The following is a 22,523-nucleotide window of genomic DNA, read 5'->3' on the forward strand; positions in this document are numbered from 1 at the left end:
AGGGGCTGGGGGTGGGTGGGTATGGTGGTTACCGATCCGCTTCCTCGCAGGCCAACCCACCCCCGATCCCTCCCTTCACCAGGGAGGGGAGCAGAAGAAGGGAGTAACGCCCGAACAAAGCACCCATTTCGAATTTACAAAGCACATAATGTTGCGTGGCACCCAAGGCTTCGGTCTGATAGCTGTCCCCTATGCCGCTTTCCGCCGCCGCCTCCGCCCGAGAGATTCTCGTCCGCCTCCACGATGTCATGGCCGCGCGTTCGAACGCGCAGGCCAAGCTCAACCAGGTGGCGGAGATTATCGGCGAAGCGCTGGAGAGCGAGGTCTGTTCGATCTACTTGCTGCGCGAAGGCGTGCTCGAATTGTTCGCGACCCGCGGGCTCGATCCGAGCGCGGTCCATGTCACCAAGCTCGCGTTGGGCGAGGGGCTGGTCGGGACGATCGCCGAGGATGTCGAGGTGCTCAACCTCGACGAGGCCGCCAGCCACCCGCATTTCGCCTATCGCCCCGAAACCGGCGAGGATCGTTTCCACAGCTTCGCCGGGGTGCCGATCATCCGCCGCGAACGGGCGGTGGGGGTGCTCGCCGTCCAGCATAGCGAAGCGCGCAAATATGCCGATGTCGAGATCGAAGCGCTGCAGACGGTGGCGATGGTCCTTTCCGAACTGATCGCCAATGCCGGGCTGATCGACGGCGACGGCGGCCCCGCCGGCGGGGCGAGCCCGCAATCGACCGCCAGCGTGCGCATCGCGGGGCAGAAGCTGGTCGACGGGATGGCGGCGGGCTATGCCGTGTTCCACCAGCCGCGGATCACGATCGAACATACCGTCGCCGAGGATATCGAGGCGGAGCGGCACCGCGTCTATGCCGCGTTCGACAAGATGCGCGAGCAGATCGACCGCATGACGCGCGAGGCCGAATTCGGCACCGGCGGCGAGCATGAGGAGGTGCTCGCCACCTATAAGATGTTCGCTTACGACGAAGGCTGGGGCCGGCGGATCAACGAGGCGATCGATTCCGGGCTGACCGCCGAAGCAGCGATCGAGCGCGTCCAGCAGCGTACCCGCCAGCGGATGCGCCAGATCGACGATCCCCTGCTCGCCGACCGGATGCACGATCTGGAGGATCTCTCCAACCGATTGCTCAGGATCGTTTCGGGGCAGATGGGCACCGCGGCGCAAATGGGGCTGCGCACCGACACGATCCTGATCGCGCGCAATCTCGGCCCGGCCGAATTGCTCGAATATGATCGCCGCCGGCTGAAGGGAGTGATCCTCGAGGAAGGCTCGCTCACCGCGCACGTCACGATCGTCGCGCGCGCAATGGGGGTGCCGGTGCTCGGCCGGGTGCGCGACGTGCGGCGGCTGATCGCCGACGGCGACCTGCTGCTGCTCGACGTCGGCGAGGGATCGGTGCTCGTCCGCCCCTCGAGCGCGATGGAGGAGGCGTTCGAGGCCAAGCTCGCGCTGCGCCAGAAGCGCCGCGCCGCTTATGCCGCGCTGCGCGAGGTCGCGCCGGAAACCCGCGACGGGAAGCGCATCACGGTGATGGTCAATGCCGGCCTGCGCGACGACGTGGCGTCGCTCGACCTGACCGGCGCCGACGGGATCGGCCTGTTCCGCACCGAATTCCAGTTCCTCGTTTCCGCCACCCTCCCCGCGCGCGAGCGGCAGCAGCGGCTGTATCGCGAGGTGCTCGATGCGGCGGGGGACCGCCCGGTGGTGTTCCGCACGATCGATATCGGCGGCGACAAGGCGCTCCCCTATCTGAAGGACAATCCCGCCGACGAGGAAAACCCGGCGATGGGGTGGCGCGCGCTGCGGCTCGGGCTGGAGCGCGACGGGCTGATGAAGGTGCAGGCGCGCGCGCTGCTCGAGGCTGCCGCCGGGCGCACGCTCAACGTGATGTTCCCGATGGTCTCCGAAGCGTGGGAATTCGACGAGGCGCGCGACCTGTTCGAGGCGCAGCGCGACTGGCTGACGCGGCGCGGCCGCCGCCTGCCCAACGAGATCCGCTATGGCGCGATGCTCGAAGTGCCGAGCCTTGCCTATCAGCTCGATCTGCTGCTGCCCAAGCTGCAATTCCTGTCGGTCGGCACCAATGATCTTACGCAATTCCTGTTCGCCGCCGATCGCGCCAATCCCAAGCTCGCCGAGCGCTACGACTGGCTCTCGACATCGATCCTGCGCTTCGTCGCGAGCGTCGTCGCGCCGGCACGCGCGGCGGGGGTGACGCTGACGGTGTGCGGCGAGATGGGCGGGCGTCCGCTGGAGGCGATGGCGCTGATCGGGCTGGGGATCGAACGGTTGTCGATCACCCCCGCGGCGGTCGGGCCGATCAAGGCGATGGTCCGTTCGCTCGATCACGCCGCGGTGGTCGCGGAGATGCAGCGGCTGCTCGCCAGCGGTCCGCGTGATTTCCGCGGCGCGCTGAGCGAATTCGCCGCGGCGCAGCGGATCGAATTAGGGTGAGTTTCCGCGCCGCCGTGCCGGGTCAGCCCCGGTATGGCGACGGGTAGAAAAGCGCGGAACTTGGGTCGATCCGTCCCAATCGTCGGCCCGCCCGATTGACACGCTTGTCGGGCTTTGGGACAGGTGGAAAAAATCGCGGGCAAGGGAGCGTTGCCCGCGCCGGAGACTTCCATGACCGACGCCGCAAACGGCGAACAGAATGCGCTTATTCCCCGCTCGGTCGGCGAGCGGCTGCGGAGTGCGCGCGAAAAGCAAAAGCTTGCGCTGGCGGAGATTGCGGCGCGCACCCGCGTCCCGCTGCGGCATCTGGAGGCGATCGAGAACGGCAGCTACGATTCCCTCCCCTCCCCCACTTATGCGGTGGGGTTCGTGCGCGCTTATGCCCGCACGGTGGGCGAGGACGAGGTGTCGCTGGCGCGCGACACGCGCGAGGAAGTGGCGCGGATCGGCCGGCCGGTCGCGCAATATCAGCCCTATGAGATCGCCGATCCGGCACGGGTGCCCTCGCGCGGGGTGGTGATCGTCGCCGCCGGCGTTGCGCTCGCGGTGGTCGTGCTCGCGGTGCTGTGGTTCGCGGTCGGCATGTGGCGCAACAGCGGCAGCGCGGAGAGCGCGAGCGTCGCCAGCGCCCCCGCGGTGGTCGCCCCGGTGCCGACCGCCACCCCGGCCGCGGCGCAGAACCCCGCCAGCGGGCATGTCACGCTCACCGCGACCGATGCGGTGTGGCTGCGCGTCTATGACGCCGACGACAAGACGTTGTACCTCGGCACGATGAAGGCCGGCGACAAGTTCGACGTGCCGGCCGACGCCAAGGATCCCAAGATCAACGTCGGCCGCCCCGACAAATTGACCGTGACGCTCAACGGCTCGGCGCTGCCGCCGCTCGGCGACGGATCGCGCCCGATCAAGGGCATCGCGGTGAGCGCCGCGGCGCTTTCGGCGCGCGTCTCCGGCACGCCGGCTGCGGCCCCGGCCGCCGGCGCCGCGACGCCTTCCGGCGCCGCCGCCGCACCGACATCGACCCCGGCGCGCCCGGCGGCCTTTACCGATCCGAAACCGGCAGCCCCCGCGCCGGCCGCCAATAGCGCGGCACCGGCCGGTACGCCGCCGGGGCAATGAAGCCTTTGCTGACAGACCGCGTCCGCGCGGTGGGGCATCGTGCGTTTGATCGGGATCACACCGAAACCTCCTTGTGCTCCCGCGAAGGCGGGAGCCCAGACTGGGTCCCCGCCTTCGCGGGGACACAAGTTAGCGACCTCCACCCCGGCGCAGGCCGGGGCGGATTAGGTTTTGCGCACGACGCTCTAGGGGATGAACATGCGTAATTTGGTGTTGTTGGCGGGCGCGGCGATCTGCGTGGCGGCGCCGGCCTTCGCGCAATCAGGGCTGGAGGGCCGCGTCGGGCGGCTCGAAAGCGAAATGCGCGCGGTGCAGCGCAAGGTGTTTCCGGGCAACGGCCTGCCGCCCTCGGTCGAGCCGCAGATCACCGCCGCCCCGCCGCCGGGGCGCGAGATCGGCTCCCCCGCGACCGCGCCACTCGCCGACCTTACCCAAAGGGTCAATCTGCTCGAACAGCAGGTCACCAACCTGACCGGGCAGGTCGAGCAGACGCAATATCGCATGCGCCAGCTCGAGGAGCAGTTCACCGCCTATCGCAAGGAAACCGACGCGAAGATCGCCGGGGGCGCGGGCGCCGCGCCGGTCGCCGGCGGCATCGGCGGCGGTGAGGAACCAGGCGCCGCGCCGCCGCCGGGGCGCAAGCCGACCACGCCGCCGCCGGCCCCCGCCGCGCCCGCTCAGGCGGGCAAGGATCCGGCGCGCGCCGGGCGGCTCGCGGCGATCGAAAAGCCCAATACGTCGCAGCCCGACGAGGACGATTATATCTACGGCTACCGGCTGTGGAATGCGAAGCTCTACCCCGAGGCGGTGACCCAGCTCAAAAAGGTGGTGGCGGATTATCCGCGCTCGCGCCGCGCCAGCTATGCGCAATATCTGATTGGCCGCACCTATCTCGACGACGGCAAGCCGAGCCTCGCCTCGATCGCTTTCTACGACAATTACAAGAAGATGCCCGACGGCGAGCGCGCGCCGGAGAGCCTTTATTATCTCGGCCAGTCGCTGATGAAGCTCAACAAGCCGGCCGATGCCTGCAAGGTCTATGGCGAGCTGAGCGACGTCTATGGCGCAAAGATCAGCACGCAGATGCGCGGCGATATCGAGCGCGCGCGCGCAGCGGCGAAGTGCAAGTGAGGGGGGTGAGGCGCCCCAGAACACGGCGCCTCACATTAGGGTAAAACCGCTTATCCCGTTCGGGCTGAGCTTGTCGAAGCCCTGCCCTTCCTCGCCCAGCAGGGCAGCCCTTCGACAAGCTCAGGGCGAACGGATATTTTTTGCGCATGACATCCCAGGTGCCGATGATCGCCCCTGCCGACCTCGATCGCTTCCGCGCCGATCTCGCGCGCCTCGAAGCCACCGGACGGCTGGCGATCGCGGTGTCGGGCGGGGCGGACAGTATGGCGCTGCTCACGCTCGCATATGCCGCGCTGCCGGGGCAGATCGTCGCGGCGACGGTCGACCACCGCCTCCGCGTCGCGGCGGCCGATGAGGCGGCGATGGTCGCCGCATATTGCGCCGCGCTGGCGGTTCCTCATACGATCCTGACGCCCGAGGCGCCGATCGCCGGCGCCAGCATCCAGGCGCAGGCACGCGAGGCGCGTTATGCTTTGCTCGCGCGCTGGGCACGCGACGCCGGCGCGCTCGCCCTGCTCACCGCACATCACGCCGACGATCAGGCCGAGACCTTTCTGATGCGCGCCGTGCGCGGGTCCGGCGCGGCGGGGCTCGCGGGGGTACGCGCGCGCGCCACGATCGCGGGTTTCCCGGTCCTGCGCCCGTTGCTCGGCTGGCGGCGCGATGATCTGCGCCGCATCGCCACCGACGCCGGCGTACCGTTCGTCGACGATCCCAGCAACGCCGACGCGCGCCACGACCGCACCCGCTTCCGCGCTCTGCTCGCCGAGACCCCGGCGCTCGATCCCATCGCGCTCGCCCGATCCGCCGCCGCGCTGGCTGAAGCGGAGGCGGCGCTGGTCTTCGTCACCGACCGACTGTGGGCCGAGCGCACGCGCGATCCGACCCCGCATCGTCATGCCGGGCTCGACCCGGTATCCGGCGCAGCAGACGGTGACCTTCGTGGCTCTGGATACCGGGTCGAGCCCGGCATGACGGCGAAGGGTGCCGCGGAAGAATCACCCCTCACCCTCGATGTCAGCGACCTGCCCCGCGAGCTGCGCCGCCGTCTCGCCCGCCGCGCGATCGGCGAGACGCGTGCGCGTCACGCCATTACCGTCCCCGAATGGAGCGATGCCGCCAATATCGAGCCGCTGCTCGACTCGCTCGCCGCGGGAACATCGGCTACACAGGCCGGCGTGATGCTGACACCGCACGGCGAAATCTGGACGGTTACCAAAGCGCCGCCGCGTCGATCAGCTTGATCGAGGTTGTTCCATTGCCATTAACCTCCCGTCGCCTACATTGGGGCGGTGAAAGGTAGCGTATGATCGACAAGGACAAGCAGCCCGGCCCCGAGAATAGCGGCGGCGGCCCCAATCCGTGGATGAAGAGTCTGCTGATCTGGGTCGGCATTCTGCTCGCGCTCGCGCTCGTCGTCACGCTGTTCGACGGCAAGACGCCCGCGCCGCAGGGCAATACGATCGCCTATTCGGCCTTCCTCGACAAGGTCGACGAAGGGACCGTGAAGGAGGTCAACGTCAGCCGCGACCTCATCACCGGCACGTTCAAGTCGGGTGACAAGTTCAAGACCTATCCGGTCACCGATCCCCAGCTCACCGATCGCCTGCGCAAGGCGAGCGTGGCGATTTCGGGGCGGCCGGAGGAATCGCCGTCGATCTGGCAATATGTGCTTGTCCAGGCCCTGCCCTTCCTGCTGTTCCTCGGCATCGCCTTCTTCGTGATGCGCCAGATGCAGAAGGGCGGCGGATCGGGCGCGATGGGCTTCGGCAAGAGCCGCGCGCGGATGCTGACGCAGAAAGAGGGCAAGGTCACCTTCGACGACGTCGCCGGCATCGACGAAGCGCGCGAGGAATTGCAGGAAATCGTCGAATTCCTGAAGGACCCGTCGAAATTCGCGCGGCTGGGCGGCAAGATTCCCAAGGGCGCGTTGCTGGTCGGCTCGCCCGGCACCGGCAAGACCCTGCTCGCCCGCGCGATCGCCGGCGAGGCGGGGGTGCCCTTCTTCACCATTTCGGGCTCGGACTTCGTCGAGATGTTCGTCGGCGTCGGCGCGAGCCGCGTGCGCGACATGTTCGAACAGGCCAAGAAATCGGCGCCGTGCATCGTCTTCATCGACGAAATCGACGCGGTCGGCCGGCATCGCGGCGCGGGGCTCGGCAACGGCAATGACGAGCGCGAACAGACGCTCAACCAGCTGCTGGTCGAGATGGACGGGTTCGAGGCGAACGAAGGCATCATCATCATCGCCGCGACCAACCGCCCCGACGTGCTCGATCCGGCGCTGCTGCGCCCGGGCCGGTTCGACCGGCAGGTCGTTGTGCCGCGCCCCGATATCGAAGGGCGCGTCAAGATCCTCGAAGTCCATATGAAGAAGGTGCCGCTGGCGCCCGACGTCGACAGCCGCACGATCGCGCGCGGGACGCCGGGCTTCTCGGGCGCCGATCTCGCCAACCTCGTCAACGAGGCGGCGCTGATGGCGGCGCGCAAGGGCAAAAGGCTCGTCGCGATGGCCGAGTTCGAGGAAGCCAAGGACAAGGTCATGATGGGCGCCGAGCGGCGCTCGATGGTGATGACCGAGGACGAGAAGCGCATGACCGCCTATCATGAGGCGGGGCACGCGATCGTCGCGCTCCACGAAACCGCGTCGGACCCGATCCACAAGGCGACGATCATCCCACGCGGCCGCGCTTTGGGGATGGTGATGCGGCTGCCGGAGCGCGATTCGTACAGCTATCACCGCGACAAGATGTACGCGAACCTCGCGGTGGCGATGGGCGGGCGCGTCGCCGAGGAAGTGATCTTCGGCTACGACAAGGTCTCGTCGGGCGCCTCGGGCGACATCCAATACGCCACCGGGCTGGCGCGCGACATGGTCACCAAATGGGGCATGTCGGACAAGGTCGGCCCGGTCGAATATTCGCAGCCGGAGGGCGAGAGCTTCCTCGGTTATTCGGCGTCGCAGCCGGTGCGGATGTCGAACCAGACGCAGCAGCTGATCGACGACGAGATCCGCTCGATCGTCGAGGGCGGGCTGAACCGCGCCAAGCAGGTGCTGAGCGAGCATATCGACCAGCTCCACGCTTTGGCCGGGGCGCTGCTCGAATATGAGACGCTGACCGGCGACGAGATCAAGAAGCTGATCGCCGGCGAGGAAATCGGACGGATCGACAACGGCCCCAAGACGACGATCGTCGCGGCGGCGGGCACCTCGGTGCCCAAGACGCGGCGGCCGACCGGGCCATTCGGCAACCCCTCGCCCGCCGGGACCTGACCGGGCGGACGAGACTGAAACGAAAAACCCCGGCGTAACCCGCCGGGGTTTTTTGTTGATCCCCGTCATCCCAGCGCAAGCCGGGATCTCGGGCGGCAAGGGCGACGCCTGCGGCACGCGATCCCAGCTTGCGCTGGGATGACGGTGGGCGGAGCCGATGCGCCCTACCCCACCCCCATATAAACCAGCAGCACCGAGAAGATCGGGATCACCCCGCACAGGATCATCAGGCTCAGCAGCGCGGTGCGGATGCCGGCCGTCAGGCGGCTCAGGCGATAGGCGCCCTTCAATTGCTTGTAGATATGCACCGGCGGGATGATGCCCGCCGCGGTCCACAGCATCCATTCGGGCACCCCCGCCGCGGCGAGCACCGCCAGCACCACCGTCAGCAGCGACATGAAGGTCAACGAATAAGTGGTGAACACCGCATGGTCGTACAGCCCGTAGCGCCGGCTGAACGGAAACAGCAGCCACACGAACGGCAGCGAGATCGGGATCAGCGCCCAGCTGTATTTATACGCGCTGTTCTTCATCTTGTAGAGCAGCAGCTCGGGGTTCTCGCGCGCGTGGCGCATCCTGGCCTCGAACCAATTTTCGTCGGGCAGCGGTGCTTCGGCGGCGGCGGCGCCCGGCGGGCCGCCGAGCACTTTCTGCGCATTGCCGATCGTGCGCGCGGCTTCGTCGGCCTTGCCGATCCGCTGCTGCAGCGTGGCGATGCGGGCCTGATCGGGATCGGCCTTGCGCTGTTCCTTGGCCAGCTTGGCGCGCGCCTCGTTCGCCATCGCGGCGGCGCGCCTGTTCTCCTCGGCGAGCTTGGCGCGCGCCTGCATGATCCCGCCGTTGACCCCGGGCTTGAGGAAATTCCCGCCGTCCATATGCCAGCCGGGCAGGCTGGCGACGATCGCGAACATCAGGAACACCGCGAACAGGAAGATCGCCAGCGGCGAGACGAAGCGCATCCGCTCGCCCGCGATATAGCGCCGCGTGAGATCGCCCGGATGAAACGCGAGCATCGGCAAGGTACGCCAGATCTTGCCGTCGAAATGGAACACGCCGTGCGCGATATCGTGCCCGATCGCGCCGAGCGTGCGATGGACATGCCCCGCCTGGCCGCAGGCGTGGCAATGCGTGCCGATCAGCGTGGTGCCGCAATTGAGGCAGACCCCGCTATCGTGGCCGTCGTGCGCGGCGCGATCCTCCGCCGGCTCGACCGCGCGCGCGATCAACGCCCCGGTGGCGATATCCGCGCCCGCTTCGATCCCTGTCATCCCTGCCCCCCTTTTTCGCCGGCGGGAAATACCGCCGGCACGCGGGCTTGGCAAAGGGATAGCGAAGCCCCAGCATCACCGCCGAGGCTTCACCGTCGGCGATCTCACCGCCCCTGTTCGAGCAGCACTTCGGCGATCTGGACCGCATTGAGCGCGGCGCCCTTGCGCAGATTGTCCCCCGCGACGAACAGCGCGAGGCCGTGCGCGACGGTGGGATCGCGGCGCACGCGACCGACGAACACCGGGTCCTTGCCGGTCGCGTCGAGCGGGTTGGGCACCTCGGCCAGCTCGACCCCTTGCGCATGCGCGAGCAATTCGGTCGCCTGCGCCGGGGTGATCGGCCGCTCGAATTCGACGTTCATCGAGAGCGAGTGGCCGGTGAACACCGGGACGCGCACGCAGGTCGCGGAGACCGCCAATCCGGCAATGCCGAGGATTTTGCGGCTCTCGTCGCGCAGCTTGATCTCCTCCTCGGTATAGCCTTCCTCGGCCATCACATAATTGAGCGGGACGACGTTATAGCCGATCGGCACCGCCCACTTTTCCGGCTCGCCGAGATCGACCGCGCCGCCGTCCCGCGCCAGCGCGGCGCTCCCCTCGGCGCCCGCGACGATCTGGCGGTGCAGGACGTTGACGCCCTCCATCCCGCCGCCCGACACCGCCTGATAGGTGCTCGCGACGATCCGCTTGAGCCCCGCCGCATCGTGGAGCGGCTTGAGCACCGGCATCGCCGCCATCGTCGTGCAATTGGGGTTGGCGATGATCCCCTTGGGCAGTTCGCGCAGCGCCTCCGGGTTGACCTCGGCGACAACCAGCGGAACCTCGGGATCGCCGCGCCACGCCGAGCTATTGTCGATCACCACGCCGCCCGCCGCCGCGACCTTGCCGGCCAGCGCCTTCGAGGTGGAGCCCCCGGCGGAAAAGAAGACGATATCGAGCCCGGCGAAATCGGCGGTCTCGGCATCCTCGACCACGATCTCAGCGCCGCGGAACGGCAGCGTCGAGCCCGCCGAGCGTGCCGAGGCGAACAGCCGCAGCGACGTCAGCGGGAAATTGCGCTCGGCGAGCAGCGACAGCATCATGCCGCCGACAAGGCCGGTGGCACCGACGATGCCGACATTGAGGCGATCGGGCGAGGTGCGGAAAGAGGTCATTGAAACGCGTCTCCTGTCTTGAGCGGAGGCGCGGGGTTGGTTTCGGACTTGTCGTTCAAGGCCGCCCCGCGCTTCGGCGGGGCTGTGTCCGGTGGCCTGGGGTTAAACCGTCAGCACGACCAGACCGCCCCGCTCGCGCGGGTCGGCTTGGTGCTAATGGTTTTGACCATCTGAAACATCACGCGGGCCGATATCGTGTCCGCGCAGGTCTGTAAATCGTAATTTTGTGTCCCGGCGGTCAGTATTTGGTGAGTTCGACCGGCATCTTGCGATAGCCGTGGACGAAGCAGGCCGAGACGCGCTCGACCCCGCCGGTCAGGTTCACCCGCATCCGGCGCTTGGCCATTTCCTCCATCAGGATGCCGACCTGTAATTCGGCCAGCCGCGCGCCGACGCAGCGGTGGATGCCGTGCCCGAAGGCGAGATGGCGCCGCGCATTCGGGCGATCGACCACGAGCTTGTCGGCATCCTCGCCGAACACCGTCTCGTCGCGATTGGCGGAGATATACCAGAGCGCGAGCTTGTCGCCGGCCTTGATCTCTTGCCCCATCAGCTCGGTATCCGCGGTCGCGGTGCGGCGCATGTGCGACAAGGGGGTCTGCCAGCGGATCGTTTCGCTCACCGCATTGGGGATCAGCGCCGGATCCGCCTCGAGCTTGGCGCGCTCGTCGGGGAATTGGTCGAGGCCATAGACCAGCCCCGACATCGTGTTGCGCGTCGTATCGTTGCCGCCGACGATCAGCAGGATCAGGTTTCCGATGAATTCGAAATGATCCATGTGGCTCATCGCGTCCGAATGGATCATCATGCTGATCAGATCCGGCGTCTGCGGCTTGCCGACCTTCTGGTTCCACAGATTCTGGAAATAGGCCCCGCATTCATACATATATTCGAGCCGCTGCTTGCGCAGCTCCTCGCTCTTGACCAGTTCGATATCGCCCGCCCAGTCCGACCAGAAGGTCAGCTTGCGGCGATCCTCCCACGGGAAATCGAACAGGATCGCCAGCATCTGGGTGGTCAGCTCGATCGAGACGGTATCGACCCAGTCGAATTCTTTGCCCCACGGCAGGCTATCGAGCACCTCCTCGGTGCGGCGGCGGATATCCGCTGACATGCGCACCATTTCCGACGGGGTGAACGCCGGCGAGACGGTGCGGCGCTGGCCGGTGTGCACCGGGCGATCGCGCGCGATGAACATCGGCATGCGCACGTCCGAATCCTCGATGAAGTCGGCGAGCGTGATGCCCCCCGCTTCGGACGAATAGAGATCGGGCAGCGACTCGACCTCGACGATCGGCTTGTAGGTGGAGACCGACCAATAGGTGCCATAGGCCGAATGCTCGGTCTTATAGACCGGCGCGGTTGCGCGCAGTTTTGCAAAGGGTTCGTGCCACGTATCGTCGCGGTACAGCTCCGCCCGGCTGACATCGAGCGGATCGACGTCAAAGGTTTCGAGCGCGTTCGTCGCCAACGTAGCCATGGCTATCTCCTCATCCTGGCACAAGGAAAGCCATAGCTGACACAAATGTCAATAGCCGACGCGCTCGCGGGTCCGGCCGGATCGGCCGAACAGTTTGCGCCACGCGCCGGCCGGACTGCCCGATTGCAGCACGCCGCGCCGGAACAACCGCGCGCCGATCATGATGAAGATCGCCACCCACAAGGCCTGCCAGCCGAGCGCGAGCAGATGCGGCCAGATTTCCGGTTCGATCGCGGCGCGCCCCGCCATCGCGAAGGGCGAGGACAGCGGCACCACCGCCGCGACCAGCGCGATCGGCGAATCGGGGTTCGCGGCGGCGGCGGAGGAGAGACCGAACATCGCGACCTGCACGATCGTGATCGGCAGCGACAGCATCTGGATCTCGCGCATCGTCGAGGCCTGCGCGCCGACCCCGAGGAACACCGAGCCGAGCAACAGATAGGCCATCGTGAAATAAGCGACGAACAGCAAGGCGAACGGCACCAGCCCGACCGCCGGGGTAAAGGCATCGAGCCCGTCCGGCAGCATCGCGCCGATCTGGCTCAGCACCACGCCCCAGAAAGCGACGAACATCGCCGCCACCCCGAACATGCCGAGCAATTTGCCGAGGAATACGCTTTCCAGCGGCACTGCGGCGGCGAGCACCTCGATCACCTTGTTGTTGCGCTCCTCCGCCATCGTCCCGACCACCTGCCCCGACAGGAACAGGGTGAGGAAGAACACCCCGAACACCGCGAGGAACCCGGAGGCGCTGCGCCCGCCCGCGCTCGGCGCGCCGCGCGGCGCGACGCTGATCTCCGGGACGGAGCGCGCCGCCGGATCGCGCGACATGCGCAACGCGCGATCGGCAAGCGCGGCGAGATAGGCCGCATCGTGCCGCGCATCGCCGGCGCGCACGATCTGCGGGCGATCGAGCGGCCCGGTCAGCACCGCCTCGACATCGGTGCCGGCGCTGGCGAGCATCTCGCGCGGCGCGGCGGCATGGCCCGACGGCGCGCGAATCTCGAGCGTCGGCGGACGGGCATCGCGCGGGAACAACGGGCGGAGCGCGGCATCGGCATCGCGCAGCAGCGCCGCCTCGCGCGCGGGCACGATCGCCACCAGCCGCGCCTTGGCCGCCGATCCGGCGGAGGCGTTCATCGCCCCCAGGCTGCCGATCGTCGCGAACGACCCCATGATCACCGGCGCGAGCAGGAACAGGAGGAAGATCGGGGTGAATACCGTCGCGACGAAATCGCGCCGGGCGATCGTCAGCGTCTGGCGGAGCGCGCGGGGGAGCCTCATGCCGACATTCCGGCGAACGAGATGTGCTCCCGCGAAGGCGGGAACCCAGACTGGGTCCCCGCCTTCGCGGGGACACAAGCGGGTGCGGGAAAGCGGGCGTGGCTCACGCTACCTCCTCCCGCGCGGCATCGCCGACGATGCGGACGAACGCCTCGTGGAGGCCGGGGCGTTCGATCGACAGCCCGGAAATGCCGTAGCCCGCATCGATCAGCCGGCGGAGCAGGCCTTCGATCCCGTCGCGCGGCAATTCGAACCGCCACCCCTCCCCCGCCGGCACGGCATCGGGCGGCAATTGCGCGCGGATCGCCGCATCGGGGAAATGCGCCACATAATGCACCTGCTGCGGCAGCAGCGCGCGCGCTTCCTCCACCGTCCCCTCGAAACGGCGGGTGCCGCCTGCGATGATCGCCAGCCGGTCGCACAGCCGCTGCGCGTGCGCCATGACATGCGTCGAGAACAGGATCGTCGCGCCGCGATCGCGCTCGGCGAGGATCAGCGCCTCCAGCCGCTCCTGATTGACCGGATCGAGCCCGGAGAAGGGTTCGTCGAGCACGATCAGCTCGGGCTGGTGGACGACCGAGCCGAGCAATTGAACGAGCTGCGCCATCCCCTTCGAAAGCTTGCGAATCTTCTGATCGGCAGCATGGCCGAGGCCGTTCGCCTCGAGCATCGCCACCGCGCGCCGCCGCCCCTCGACCCAGGGCAGCCCGCGCAGCGCGCCCATGAAGGCGATCGCCTCGCGCGCCTTCATCGCGGGATAGAGTCCCCGCTCCTCGGGGAGATAGCCGACGAGATCGCTCGCCGCGCGCGGATGCCCATAGCCGAGCAGCGTGCGGCTGCCCTCGTCGGGCTCGATGATGCCGAGCAGCATCCGCAGCGTGGTCGTCTTGCCCGCGCCATTGGGGCCGAGCACGCCATAGACCATCCCCTGGGGAACGATGAGATCGACGCCGTCCACGACGCGCCGTCCGCCGAAACGCTTGACGAGGCCAGTGGCGGTGATCGCTGGAGTGTCGCTCATGCTCTCCTCCATGTGCTAGCGGGAAAAGGTGGAAGTAAATACCCCCCTCGACATTCGACTGAAGGAGAAGGCGGCCGAGCTCGGTTTCGCCGCCTGCGGCATCGCGCGCGCCGATGCCGCGCCGCGCACCGCTGAACGACTGCACCAATGGCTCGCCGAGGGCGCGCACGGCGACATGCTGTGGATGGAGACGCGCGCGCATCAGCGCGAAAGCCCCGCGGCATTGTGGCCCGAGGTGCAAAGCGTGATCGCGCTCGGGATGAGCTATGCCCCACGCGAGGACCCGATGCGGCTGGCGGGCGAAACCGCGCGCGCGCGGATCTCGGTCTATGCGCAGGGGGTCGATTATCACGATATCGTCAAGAAGGCGCTCAAGGCGCTCGCGCGCTGGCTGGTCGCGGAGGCGGGGGGCGATCTCAAGGTATTCGTCGATACCGCGCCGGTGATGGAAAAGCCGCTGGCAGCGGCCGCCGGGCTCGGCTGGCAGGGCAAGCACACCAATCTCGTCAGCCGCACCGACGGGAGCTGGCTGTTTCTCGGCGCGATCTACACCACGCTGTCGCTAACGCCCGACGTGGCGGGGCGGGACCGGTGCGGCTCGTGCGACGCGTGCCAGCGCGCCTGCCCGACCGATGCCTTTCCCGCGCCCTATCGGCTCGATGCGCGGCGCTGCATCTCCTATCTCACGATCGAGCACGCCGGGCCGATCCCGGTGGAATTCCGCGCGGCGCTGGGCAACCGCATCTACGGCTGCGACGATTGCCTCGCCGCCTGCCCGTGGAACAAATTCGCCGAAGCGGCGCGCGCCAACCGCGCCTTCCTGCCGCGCGCGGAACTCGCCGCGCCGCGGCTCGCCGAATTGCTCGCGCTCGACGATGCGACGTTCCGCCAGGTGTTTTCGGGATCGCCGATCAAGCGCATCGGGCGCGATCGCATGATGCGCAACTGCCTGATCGCGGCGGGGAATAGCGGGGACGCCGGATTGCAGGCGGCGGTGGCGCCGCTGCTCGACGACCCGAACGAGGTGGTGCGCGAGGCGGCTGCTTGGGCGATGGAAAGGCTTGCCCATCCCCGTTCGGGCTGAGCTTGTCGAAGCCCTGCCCTTTTCTTCCGCGGAAAGAAGTGCAGCCCTTCGACAAGCTCAGGGCGAACGGCGATAGGGCGTTAACCCCTCACGCCGCCTTGCGCATCTCCAGCCGGTCCCAGATCTCGACCAGCGCCTGGGTCAGCTCGCGCATCATCGCTTCGCTATGCGTCGGGCCGGGGGTGAAGCGCAGCCGTTCGGTGCCGCGCGGCACGGTGGGGTAATTGATCGGCTGGACGTAGATTCCATATTCGGCGAGCAGGATATCGCTGATCTTCTTCGCCTTCACCGGATCGCCGACCTGCACCGGGACGATATGCGTCTCGCCCAGCATCACCGGCAGATTGGCCTCGACGAACATCGCCTTGAGCTTCGCGGCGGCTTCGTGCTGCCCGTCGCGCTCGACCGAGCTCTGCTTGAGGTGACGCACGCTCGCCAGCACCCCCGCCACCAGCACCGGCGACAGCGAGGTGGTGAAGATGAACCCCGGCGCATAGCTGCGGATCACGTCGATGATCACCTTGTCGGCGGCGATATAGCCGCCCATCACGCCGAACGCCTTGCCCAGCGTGCCCTCGATGATCGTCAGCCGATCGGCCACCGCGTCGCGCTCGGAAATCCCGCCGCCGCGCGCGCCGTACATCCCGACGGCATGGACTTCGTCGAGATAGGTCAGCGCATTATATTTGTCGGCCAGGTCGCAGATCGCCGCGATCGGCGCGACGTCGCCCTCCATCGAATAGACGCTCTCGAACGCGATCAGCTTGGGCAGCGACGGATCGGCCGCGGCGAGCAATTCCTCGAGATGCGCCAGATCGTTGTGGCGGAAGACATGCTTCTCGCAGCCCGAATTGCGGATCCCCGCGATCATGCTGGCGTGGTTGAGCTCGTCCGAAAAGATGATGCAGCCCGGCAGCACCTTCGCCACCGTCGCCAGCGTCGCCTCGTTCGAGACATAGCCCGAGGTGAACAGCAGCGCGCCTTCCTTGCCGTGCAGATCGGCGAGTTCGGCTTCGAGATCGACGTGGTAATGCGTGTTGCCGCCGATGTTGCGGGTGCCGCCCGAGCCGGCGCCGACGTCGTGGAGCGCTTCCTCCATCGCCGCGATCACCTTGGGGTGCTGCCCCATCGCGAGATAGTCGTTCGAGCACCATACCGTGATCGGCTTCGGCCCGTTATGCCCGGCGAAGCAGCGCGCATTGGGGTAAGCCCCTTTGTTGCGCAGGATATCGATGAACACGCGATACCGCCCCTCGGCATGCAGCCGGTCGATCGCCTGATTGAAGACGCGTCCATAATCCACTGGCCGCGCCTCATTATGCTCGATGCTCATGTCCCGGTCGCTTACCGTCATGTCAGCAGCAGCGCCAGCGGAAATCCTCGCTTGCACTGATCGCCCGCGCCGGTCGTGCCCGCGCTACAGCCGCTCGATCCGCGCGAAGCCGTAGCCGGCGAGCGCGGGGGCGAGCTTTTCGTCGCCTTCGCCGGTGAAGACCGCGACGTCGGCGGCAGCGCGGGCGATATCCTGCCCTTCGGTGAGATGGACGATTCGCCGCGCGATCCCCTCCCCGCCGTCGACAAAGCGCACCGCATGCGGCGCGGCGGCGGCGGCAAGCTCCGCCTCGACCAGCGGGAAATGCGTGCAGGCGTTGACGATCACGTCGATCCGCTCGCCCCCCGGCTGATCGAACAGCCCGGCGAGCACCGCTTTATATCGCGCCGTATCGGTCGGCTCGCCGCGCAGCTTCGCCTCGGCGAGCTGGACCAGCTCGGCCGAGCCGTGACGGATCACCCGGCAATCGGCGGCGAAGCGCCGCGCGAGATCATCGACATAGGCCTGGCGCACGGTCGCCTCGGTGCCGAGCACCCCGATCGTCCGCGTGACGCTCATCGCCGCCGCCGGCTTGATCGCGGGGACGGTGCCGACGATCGGCAGATCGAGCGCCGCGCGCACCGCCGCCAGCGCGATCGTCGAGGCGGTGTTGCAGGCGATGACGATCAGCCGCGGGCGATAGCGTTCGGCGAGCCGCCCGAGCAGCGCCGGCACCCGCGCGGCGATCTCCGCCTCGGTCTTGGTGCCATAAGGAAAACCCGCCGAATCGGCGACATAGACGAATTGCGCGGCGGGCAGCGCGCGTCGTGCCGGCGCGACGATCGACAGCCCGCCGACCCCCGAATCGAAGAACAGGACGGGCCGCGTGTCACTCATCGGTGCGAGCAATTAGGCCGGTTCGCGCGCCAGACAAGCCCGCTTCCTTCTTTCTCCCCTCCCCTTGAACAAGGGAGGGGCTGGGGATGGGTTGGCCTGCGAGGATGCGATCCCGGTGCCCCCCACACCAACCCACCCCCGCCCCTCCCTTCCAGGGAGGGGAGAAGAGAGACAAAAGGCGCAGTTGCCAACCCCGCCAATGACGACAAAATACAAGACCGCCCTCCGCTTTCAGGCTAAAGGGCGTTTCGTCATAGGGGGCCTCTACACTGGAAACCGGATTCCTCTCGTCCGCGCCGACCGCCGCGCTGCTGATCGGCTATCTGCTGGGGTCGATCCCGTTCGGGGTGATCCTGACCCGCGCGTTCGGCGCGGGCGATCTGCGCAAGATCGGCTCGGGCAATATCGGCGCGACCAACGTGCTGCGCACCGGCCGCAAGGGGCTCGCGGCGGCGACGCTGCTGCTCGATATGGCCAAGGGCTTCGCCGCGGTGCTGATCGTCGACCGGCTTTTCCCCGGCGATGCGCCGCTGGCGGCGGCGGGGGCGTTCTTCGGCCATTGCTACCCGATCTGGCTCGGCTTCCGCGGCGGCAAGGGCGTCGCGACGCTGATGGGGATCGTGCTCGCGCTGCACTGGCAGCTCGGGCTGATCTATGCCGCGATCTGGCTGGGGCTGCTCGCCACGCTGCGCATCTCTTCGCTCGCCGGAATGGCGGCGGCGATCGCCGCGCCGGTGGCGGCGGCGGCGTTCGGCTGGTTCGATATCGTCCCGCTGCTCATCGCGCTGGCGCTGATCGTGCTGTGGAAGCATCGCACCAATATCGGCCGGCTGATCGACGGCACCGAGCCGCGCGTCGGCCGCAAAAGTGCGTGATGTCGATCGGCTGCGGCTGATCCGCACCCCGGGCATCGGCCCCGTCACCTATCGCCAGCTCATCGCGCGTTTCGGCGACGCGACCCGCGCGCTCGCCGCCTTGCCCGATCTCGCGCGGCGCGGCGGCGGCACCGCACCCAGGCCCCCCGAACCGCGCACGATCGAACGCGAATTGCGGCGCGTCGCCGAACTCGGCGCGCGGCATGTGTTCATCGGTGACAGCGCTTACCCGGTGCTGCTCGCCGAACTGGAAAGCGCCCCGCCGGCGATCGTCGTGCGCGGCGACATCGCGCTCGCGCACAAGCCCGTGGTGGCAATCGTCGGCGCGCGCAACGCCTCGGCCGCGGCCTGCCGCTTCGCACGCCAGATCGCGCACGACCTGGCGAATGCGGGCACGGCGGTGGTGTCGGGGCTGGCGCGCGGGATCGATACCGCCGCGCATATGGGGGCGGGCCGGCAGACGATCGCGGTGATCGCGGGCGGCATCGACGTGCCCTATCCGCCGGAAAACGAGGCGCTCCAGCAGCAGATCGGCGAGGAGGCGCTGCTGATCGCCGAGATGCCCCCCGGCACCGAGCCGCGCGCGCGGCACTTCCCGCACCGCAACCGCATCATCGCCGGGATCGCGGCGGGGACGTTGGTGGTCGAGGCCGCGCCCCGATCGGGGTCGCTGATCACCGCGCGGCTCGCCAATGAGGCGGGGCGCGAGGTGATGGCCGTCCCCGGCAGCCCGCTCGATCCGCGCGCGCAAGGATGCAACCTGCTGATCCGCGAAGGCGCGACCTTGGTACAGAGCGCCGCCGACGTGCTCGAACAGATCCGTCCGATCGACCCGCGCGCGATCCGCGCGCCGGCGATGCGCTTCGATCCGATCCCGCCCGCCGACGCCGACGATGCCGCGCGCCGCGCGATCGTCGCGCTGCTCGGCCCGGTGCCGGTGGCGGTCGACGAGCTGATCCGGCAATCGGGCTATGTGCCTGCGATCGTGCAGATCGTGCTGCTCGAGCTGGAACTGGCGGGGCGGCTCGAGCGGCATGCGGGAGGGCGGGTGAGCCTGATTTCTCCCCTCCCTTGAACAAGAGAGGAGCCGGGGGTGGGGTTGGCCTGCGAGGATATGAATCGGTATCCCGCACACCCACCCCCAGCCCCTCCCTTTATGAGGGAGGGGAGTAAAAAAGGAGGACGCGATGGCGCCGAAATGGGTCTCACGTTGGTATCGCGGCGCGGCGATTTACGGGCTCGCCGTCCTGCTCCCGCAATATCTCCAGGCCCCGCCGCCGGGCGCCGAGGCGGTCGCTTACGGCTTCATCGGCACCGCCAGCGTGTTCCAGCTCGTCTTCTGGATCATCGGCGGCGATCCGTCGCGCTATCGCGCGCTGATGCCGGTGACGGTGCTCGAAAAGCTGGTGTTCGGCGTGCCGGTCACGCTCCTCTACGCGCAGGGCCGCGCGCCGGCCTTCCTGCTGCCGTTCGGGGTGATCGACCTGATGCTCGGTCTCGGCTTCTTCCTCGCCTGGCGCGCGACGCCACGCTCTTGACGTGCCCCGCGGGGCTTCTCCACCCTCGCGCGTATACGTGAGGGATAACATCCGGACCGCAATGCAACTTGTCATCGTCGAATCGCCCGCCAAGGCGAAAACCATCGAGAAATATCTCGGCGCCGATTACCGCGTTCTCGCGAGCTACGGCCATGTCCGCGATCTGCCGCCCAAGGACGGGTCGGTCGATCCCGACCACGGCTTCGCGATGGAATGGGAAAATTACGCCGACAAGGCCAAGCAGCTCAAGGCGATCGCCGACGAGGCGAAGAAGGCCGATCGCCTGATCCTCGCCACCGACCCCGATCGCGAGGGCGAGGCGATCTCGTGGCACGTCCGCGAGGTGCTCAAGAACCGCAAGGCGCTGCCCGACAAGGTCGAGCGCGTCACCTTCAACGCGATCACCAAGCCTGCGGTCACCGCCGCGATGGCGGCGCCGCGCGATCTCGATACCGATCTGATCGACGCCTATCGCGCACGCCGCGCGCTCGATTATCTCGTCGGCTTCACGCTCTCGCCGGTGCTGTGGCGCAAGCTGCCCGGCGCGAAATCGGCCGGGCGCGTCCAGTCGGTCGCGCTGCGCCTGATCGTCGACCGCGAGCGCGAGATCGAGCTGTTCCGCTCGCAGGAATATTGGTCGGTCACCGCTGCGATGGAGCAGGACGGCACGCCGTTCGCCGCGCGCCTCGTCCAGTGGGACGGCAAGAAGCTCGATCGCCTGTCGATCGGCGACGAGGGCACCGCCCAGCGCGCCAAAGCCGATGTCGAGGCCGGGCGCTTCGCGGTCCAGTCGGTCGAGACCAAGCCGGCGACGCGCAACCCGCCGCCGCCCTTCACCACCTCGACGCTCCAGCAGGAGGCGGCGCGCAAGCTCGGCTTCTCGGCCAGCCACACGATGCGGATCGCGCAGGCGCTCTACGAGGACGGCGCGATCACCTATATGCGGACAGACGGGGTGCAGATGGACGGCTCCGCCATCTCCGCCGCGCGCCGCGCCGTCGCCGATCGCTATGACGCGAGCTATGTGCCGGACAAGCCGCGCCAATATCAGACCAAGGCGAAGAATGCGCAGGAAGCGCACGAGGCGATCCGCCCGACCGATTTCTCGCGCGACCGCGTGGGATCGGGCGATCATGCGCGGCTCTACGAGCTGATCTGGAAGCGCGCGCTGGCGAGCCAGATGGCCTCGGCGCGGATGGAGCGCACCACGGTCGAGCTGGCCGACGGCACCGGGCGCCACATTCTGCGCGCGACCGGGCAGGTCGTGCTGTTCCCCGGCTATCTCGCGCTCTACGAGGAAGGCGTCGACGATGCCGAGGGCGACGATGCGCGCCGCCTGCCGCGGATGCGCGAGGGCGATGCGCCGGCCAAGAAAGCGGTCGAGGCCGAGCAGCATTTCACCCAACCGCCGCCGCGCTTCTCCGAAGCGTCGCTGGTCAAGCGGCTCGAGGAACTCGGCATCGGCCGCCCCTCGACCTATGCCTCGATCATCCAGACGCTCAAGGACCGCGCCTATGTCCGCGTCGAGAAGAACCGCTTCTTCGCCGAGGAGAGCGGGCGGCTGGTGACGGCGTTCCTCGAACGCTTCTTCGAACGCTATGTCGGGTTCGATTACACCGCCGAGCTGGAGGAGGAACTCGACAATATCTCCGGCGGCCGCGCGCAATGGCAGGCGGTGCTGGAGGCGTTCTGGCGCGATTTCAAACCGCGCACCGCCGAGGTGATGGAACAGAAGCCGTCGGACATCACCGTCGCGCTCGATCAGTTCCTCGCGCCCTATCTGTTCCCCGAGCGCGCCGACGGCGGCGATCCACGCGCCTGCCCCAATTGCGGCGACGGCAAGCTCGCGCTGCGCGGCGGGCGGTTCGGCGCGTTCATCGCCTGCTCCAATTATCCCGAGTGCAAATATACCCGTCGCTTCGCCCAGCCGGGCGGCAGCGAGGGCGAGAGCAGCGCCCCCGAATCGCTCGGCCGGGATCCCGAGACCGGGCTCGAGGTGGAGCGCAAATCGGGCCGGTTCGGCCCCTATATCCAGCTCGGCGAGGGCAAGGACGCCAAGCGCGCGTCGATCCCCAAGGATATCGGCGAGCTCGATCTGGAATGGGCGCTCAAGCTGCTCAGCCTGCCGCGGACGATCGGCGCGCATCCCGACAGCGGCAACCCGATCACCGCCTCGATCGGGCGTTACGGGCCATATCTGGCGCATGACGGCAAATATGCCCGGCTGCAATCGACCGCCGAGGTGTTCGAGACCGGGATGAACGCCGCGGTGGTCAAGCTGGCCGAAGCCGCGGCGGGCGGCGGGCGGCCACAGCGCGGCAGCCGCGAGCCGCTCAAGGTGCTGGGCGCGCATCCGCGCACCGAGGCGGAGATCAAGCTGATGGAGGGGCGCTACGGCCCCTATGTCACCGACGGCACGACCAACGCGACCCTGCCCAAGACGATCGCCCCCGATCAGCTCACGCTGGAGGAAGCCGCGCAGCTGATCGACGCGCGCGCAGCGGCGCCGGCGAAGGGCAAGAAGAAGGCCGCGCCGAAGAAGAAGGCGCCGGCGAAGAAAGCACCGGCGAAAAAGGCGGCGGCGAAGAAGTGATTGCGTAACGCCTTGTGTCCCC

17 protein-coding genes are annotated in these 22,523 nt (G+C 68.1%); 10 read left to right on the forward strand and 7 right to left on the reverse strand.

What is annotated here, in order from left to right; all coding sequences use genetic code 11:
- Positions 1 to 191: 191 nt before the first annotated feature.
- The 5 genes from ptsP to ftsH all read left to right on the forward strand — a co-directional run bounded on the left by ptsP (position 192) and on the right by ftsH (position 7,995).
- Positions 192 to 2,471 carry a phosphoenolpyruvate--protein phosphotransferase gene (ptsP, locus tag NED98_RS12510; protein ID WP_179510924.1) on the forward strand — a complete coding sequence of 760 codons (2,280 nt, stop codon included), beginning with the start codon at positions 192 to 194 and terminating at the stop codon, positions 2,469 to 2,471.
- 171 nt (positions 2,472 to 2,642) lie between these two features.
- Positions 2,643 to 3,590 (forward strand): helix-turn-helix domain-containing protein, encoded by a 948-nt coding sequence (locus NED98_RS12515; protein ID WP_265313231.1) that lies wholly within the window; start codon positions 2,643 to 2,645, stop codon positions 3,588 to 3,590.
- Between the two features lie 198 nt (positions 3,591 to 3,788).
- Positions 3,789 to 4,721 (forward strand): tetratricopeptide repeat protein, encoded by a 933-nt coding sequence (locus NED98_RS12520; RefSeq protein ID WP_179510922.1) that lies wholly within the window; start codon positions 3,789 to 3,791, stop codon positions 4,719 to 4,721.
- Positions 4,722 to 4,867: 146 nt separating this feature from the next.
- Positions 4,868 to 5,965: a tRNA lysidine(34) synthetase TilS gene (tilS, locus tag NED98_RS12525; RefSeq protein WP_265313232.1), complete on the forward strand. Its 1,098-nt coding sequence runs from the start codon at positions 4,868 to 4,870 to the stop codon at positions 5,963 to 5,965.
- 62 nt (positions 5,966 to 6,027) lie between these two features.
- Positions 6,028 to 7,995 carry an ATP-dependent zinc metalloprotease FtsH gene (ftsH, locus tag NED98_RS12530; RefSeq protein WP_179510920.1) on the forward strand — a complete coding sequence of 656 codons (1,968 nt, stop codon included), beginning with the start codon at positions 6,028 to 6,030 and terminating at the stop codon, positions 7,993 to 7,995.
- 164 nt (positions 7,996 to 8,159) lie between these two features.
- On the opposite strand, the gene NED98_RS12535 is transcribed toward ftsH, so the two are convergent.
- The 5 genes from NED98_RS12535 to NED98_RS12555 all read right to left on the reverse strand — a co-directional run bounded on the left by NED98_RS12535 (position 8,160) and on the right by NED98_RS12555 (position 14,202).
- The gene (locus tag NED98_RS12535) at positions 8,160 to 9,263 is read right to left on the reverse strand and encodes a DUF3667 domain-containing protein (RefSeq protein ID WP_265313233.1); all 1,104 of its coding nucleotides are present in this window, start codon (positions 9,261 to 9,263) and stop codon (positions 8,160 to 8,162) included.
- Between the two features lie 104 nt (positions 9,264 to 9,367).
- On the reverse strand, positions 9,368 to 10,417 hold the full coding sequence (locus tag NED98_RS12540; RefSeq protein WP_265313234.1) for an aspartate-semialdehyde dehydrogenase: 1,050 nt from the start codon (positions 10,415 to 10,417) through the stop codon (positions 9,368 to 9,370).
- 238 nt (positions 10,418 to 10,655) lie between these two features.
- On the reverse strand, positions 10,656 to 11,897 hold the full coding sequence (locus NED98_RS12545) for a cytochrome P450 (protein WP_179510916.1): 1,242 nt from the start codon (positions 11,895 to 11,897) through the stop codon (positions 10,656 to 10,658).
- A gap of 48 nt (positions 11,898 to 11,945) precedes the next feature.
- Positions 11,946 to 13,181, reverse strand: a complete 1,236-nt coding sequence (locus tag NED98_RS12550) for an ABC transporter permease (protein WP_179510915.1) — start codon at positions 13,179 to 13,181, stop codon at positions 11,946 to 11,948.
- Positions 13,182 to 13,284: 103 nt separating this feature from the next.
- Entirely contained in the window at positions 13,285 to 14,202 is a 918-nt protein-coding gene (locus NED98_RS12555; protein ID WP_265313235.1) for an ABC transporter ATP-binding protein, read from the reverse strand.
- Between the two features lie 28 nt (positions 14,203 to 14,230).
- Here NED98_RS12555 and queG point away from each other — a divergent pair, with 28 nt between their 5' ends.
- A complete protein-coding gene (gene queG, locus NED98_RS12560; RefSeq protein WP_265268521.1) occupies positions 14,231 to 15,286 on the forward strand; it encodes a tRNA epoxyqueuosine(34) reductase QueG in 1,056 nt (351 codons plus the stop codon).
- Positions 15,287 to 15,374: 88 nt separating this feature from the next.
- Here the strand turns inward: queG and hemA are convergent, their stop codons facing one another.
- Positions 15,375 to 16,619, reverse strand: coding sequence for a 5-aminolevulinate synthase (gene hemA / locus NED98_RS12565; protein ID WP_179510912.1), 1,245 nt, complete (start codon positions 16,617 to 16,619; stop codon positions 15,375 to 15,377).
- A gap of 84 nt (positions 16,620 to 16,703) precedes the next feature.
- Entirely contained in the window at positions 16,704 to 17,495 is a 792-nt protein-coding gene (gene murI / locus NED98_RS12570) for a glutamate racemase (protein WP_265313236.1), read from the reverse strand.
- A gap of 269 nt (positions 17,496 to 17,764) precedes the next feature.
- On the opposite strand from murI, the gene plsY reads away from it, so the two are divergent.
- The 4 genes from plsY (at position 17,765) to topA (ending at position 22,501) form a co-directional block, all read left to right on the forward strand.
- Positions 17,765 to 18,370, forward strand: a complete 606-nt coding sequence (gene plsY / locus NED98_RS12575; protein ID WP_265313288.1) for a glycerol-3-phosphate 1-O-acyltransferase PlsY — start codon at positions 17,765 to 17,767, stop codon at positions 18,368 to 18,370.
- A complete protein-coding gene (gene dprA / locus NED98_RS12580) occupies positions 18,363 to 19,445 on the forward strand; it encodes a DNA-processing protein DprA (RefSeq protein WP_265313237.1) in 1,083 nt (360 codons plus the stop codon). Before plsY ends, dprA begins: the two co-directional genes overlap by 8 nt.
- Before the next feature lie 112 nt (positions 19,446 to 19,557).
- Positions 19,558 to 19,908, forward strand: coding sequence for a hypothetical protein (locus NED98_RS12585; RefSeq protein WP_265313238.1), 351 nt, complete (start codon positions 19,558 to 19,560; stop codon positions 19,906 to 19,908).
- Positions 19,909 to 19,969: 61 nt separating this feature from the next.
- Positions 19,970 to 22,501, forward strand: a complete 2,532-nt coding sequence (topA, locus tag NED98_RS12590) for a type I DNA topoisomerase (protein ID WP_265313239.1) — start codon at positions 19,970 to 19,972, stop codon at positions 22,499 to 22,501.
- The last annotated feature ends 22 nt before the right edge of the window (positions 22,502 to 22,523 follow it).

It is taken from the genome of Sphingomonas lycopersici, from assembly GCF_026130605.1.
Taxonomy (GTDB): Bacteria; Pseudomonadota; Alphaproteobacteria; order Sphingomonadales; family Sphingomonadaceae; genus Sphingomonas; species Sphingomonas lycopersici.

What these genes read in the sequence shown, in the direction of transcription:
- ftsH (WP_179510920.1), top strand. Translation starts at nt 6,028, where the DNA reads ATGATCGACAAGGACAAGCAGCCCGGCCCCGAGAATAGCGGCGGCGGC.
- NED98_RS12515 (WP_265313231.1), top strand. Translation starts at nt 2,643, where the DNA reads ATGACCGACGCCGCAAACGGCGAACAGAATGCGCTTATTCCCCGCTCG.
- hemA (WP_179510912.1), bottom strand. Translation starts at nt 16,619, where the DNA reads ATGAGCATCGAGCATAATGAGGCGCGGCCAGTGGATTATGGACGCGTC.
- NED98_RS12545 (WP_179510916.1), bottom strand. Translation starts at nt 11,897, where the DNA reads ATGGCTACGTTGGCGACGAACGCGCTCGAAACCTTTGACGTCGATCCG.
- NED98_RS12535 (WP_265313233.1), bottom strand. Translation starts at nt 9,263, where the DNA reads ATGACAGGGATCGAAGCGGGCGCGGATATCGCCACCGGGGCGTTGATC.
- NED98_RS12555 (WP_265313235.1), bottom strand. Translation starts at nt 14,202, where the DNA reads ATGAGCGACACTCCAGCGATCACCGCCACTGGCCTCGTCAAGCGTTTC.
- NED98_RS12520 (WP_179510922.1), top strand. Translation starts at nt 3,789, where the DNA reads ATGCGTAATTTGGTGTTGTTGGCGGGCGCGGCGATCTGCGTGGCGGCG.
- murI (WP_265313236.1), bottom strand. Translation starts at nt 17,495, where the DNA reads ATGAGTGACACGCGGCCCGTCCTGTTCTTCGATTCGGGGGTCGGCGGG.
- tilS (WP_265313232.1), top strand. Translation starts at nt 4,868, where the DNA reads ATGACATCCCAGGTGCCGATGATCGCCCCTGCCGACCTCGATCGCTTC.
- ptsP (WP_179510924.1), top strand. Translation starts at nt 192, where the DNA reads ATGCCGCTTTCCGCCGCCGCCTCCGCCCGAGAGATTCTCGTCCGCCTC.
- topA (WP_265313239.1), top strand. Translation starts at nt 19,970, where the DNA reads ATGCAACTTGTCATCGTCGAATCGCCCGCCAAGGCGAAAACCATCGAG.
- NED98_RS12585 (WP_265313238.1), top strand. Translation starts at nt 19,558, where the DNA reads ATGGCGCCGAAATGGGTCTCACGTTGGTATCGCGGCGCGGCGATTTAC.
- NED98_RS12550 (WP_179510915.1), bottom strand. Translation starts at nt 13,181, where the DNA reads ATGAGGCTCCCCCGCGCGCTCCGCCAGACGCTGACGATCGCCCGGCGC.
- NED98_RS12540 (WP_265313234.1), bottom strand. Translation starts at nt 10,417, where the DNA reads ATGACCTCTTTCCGCACCTCGCCCGATCGCCTCAATGTCGGCATCGTC.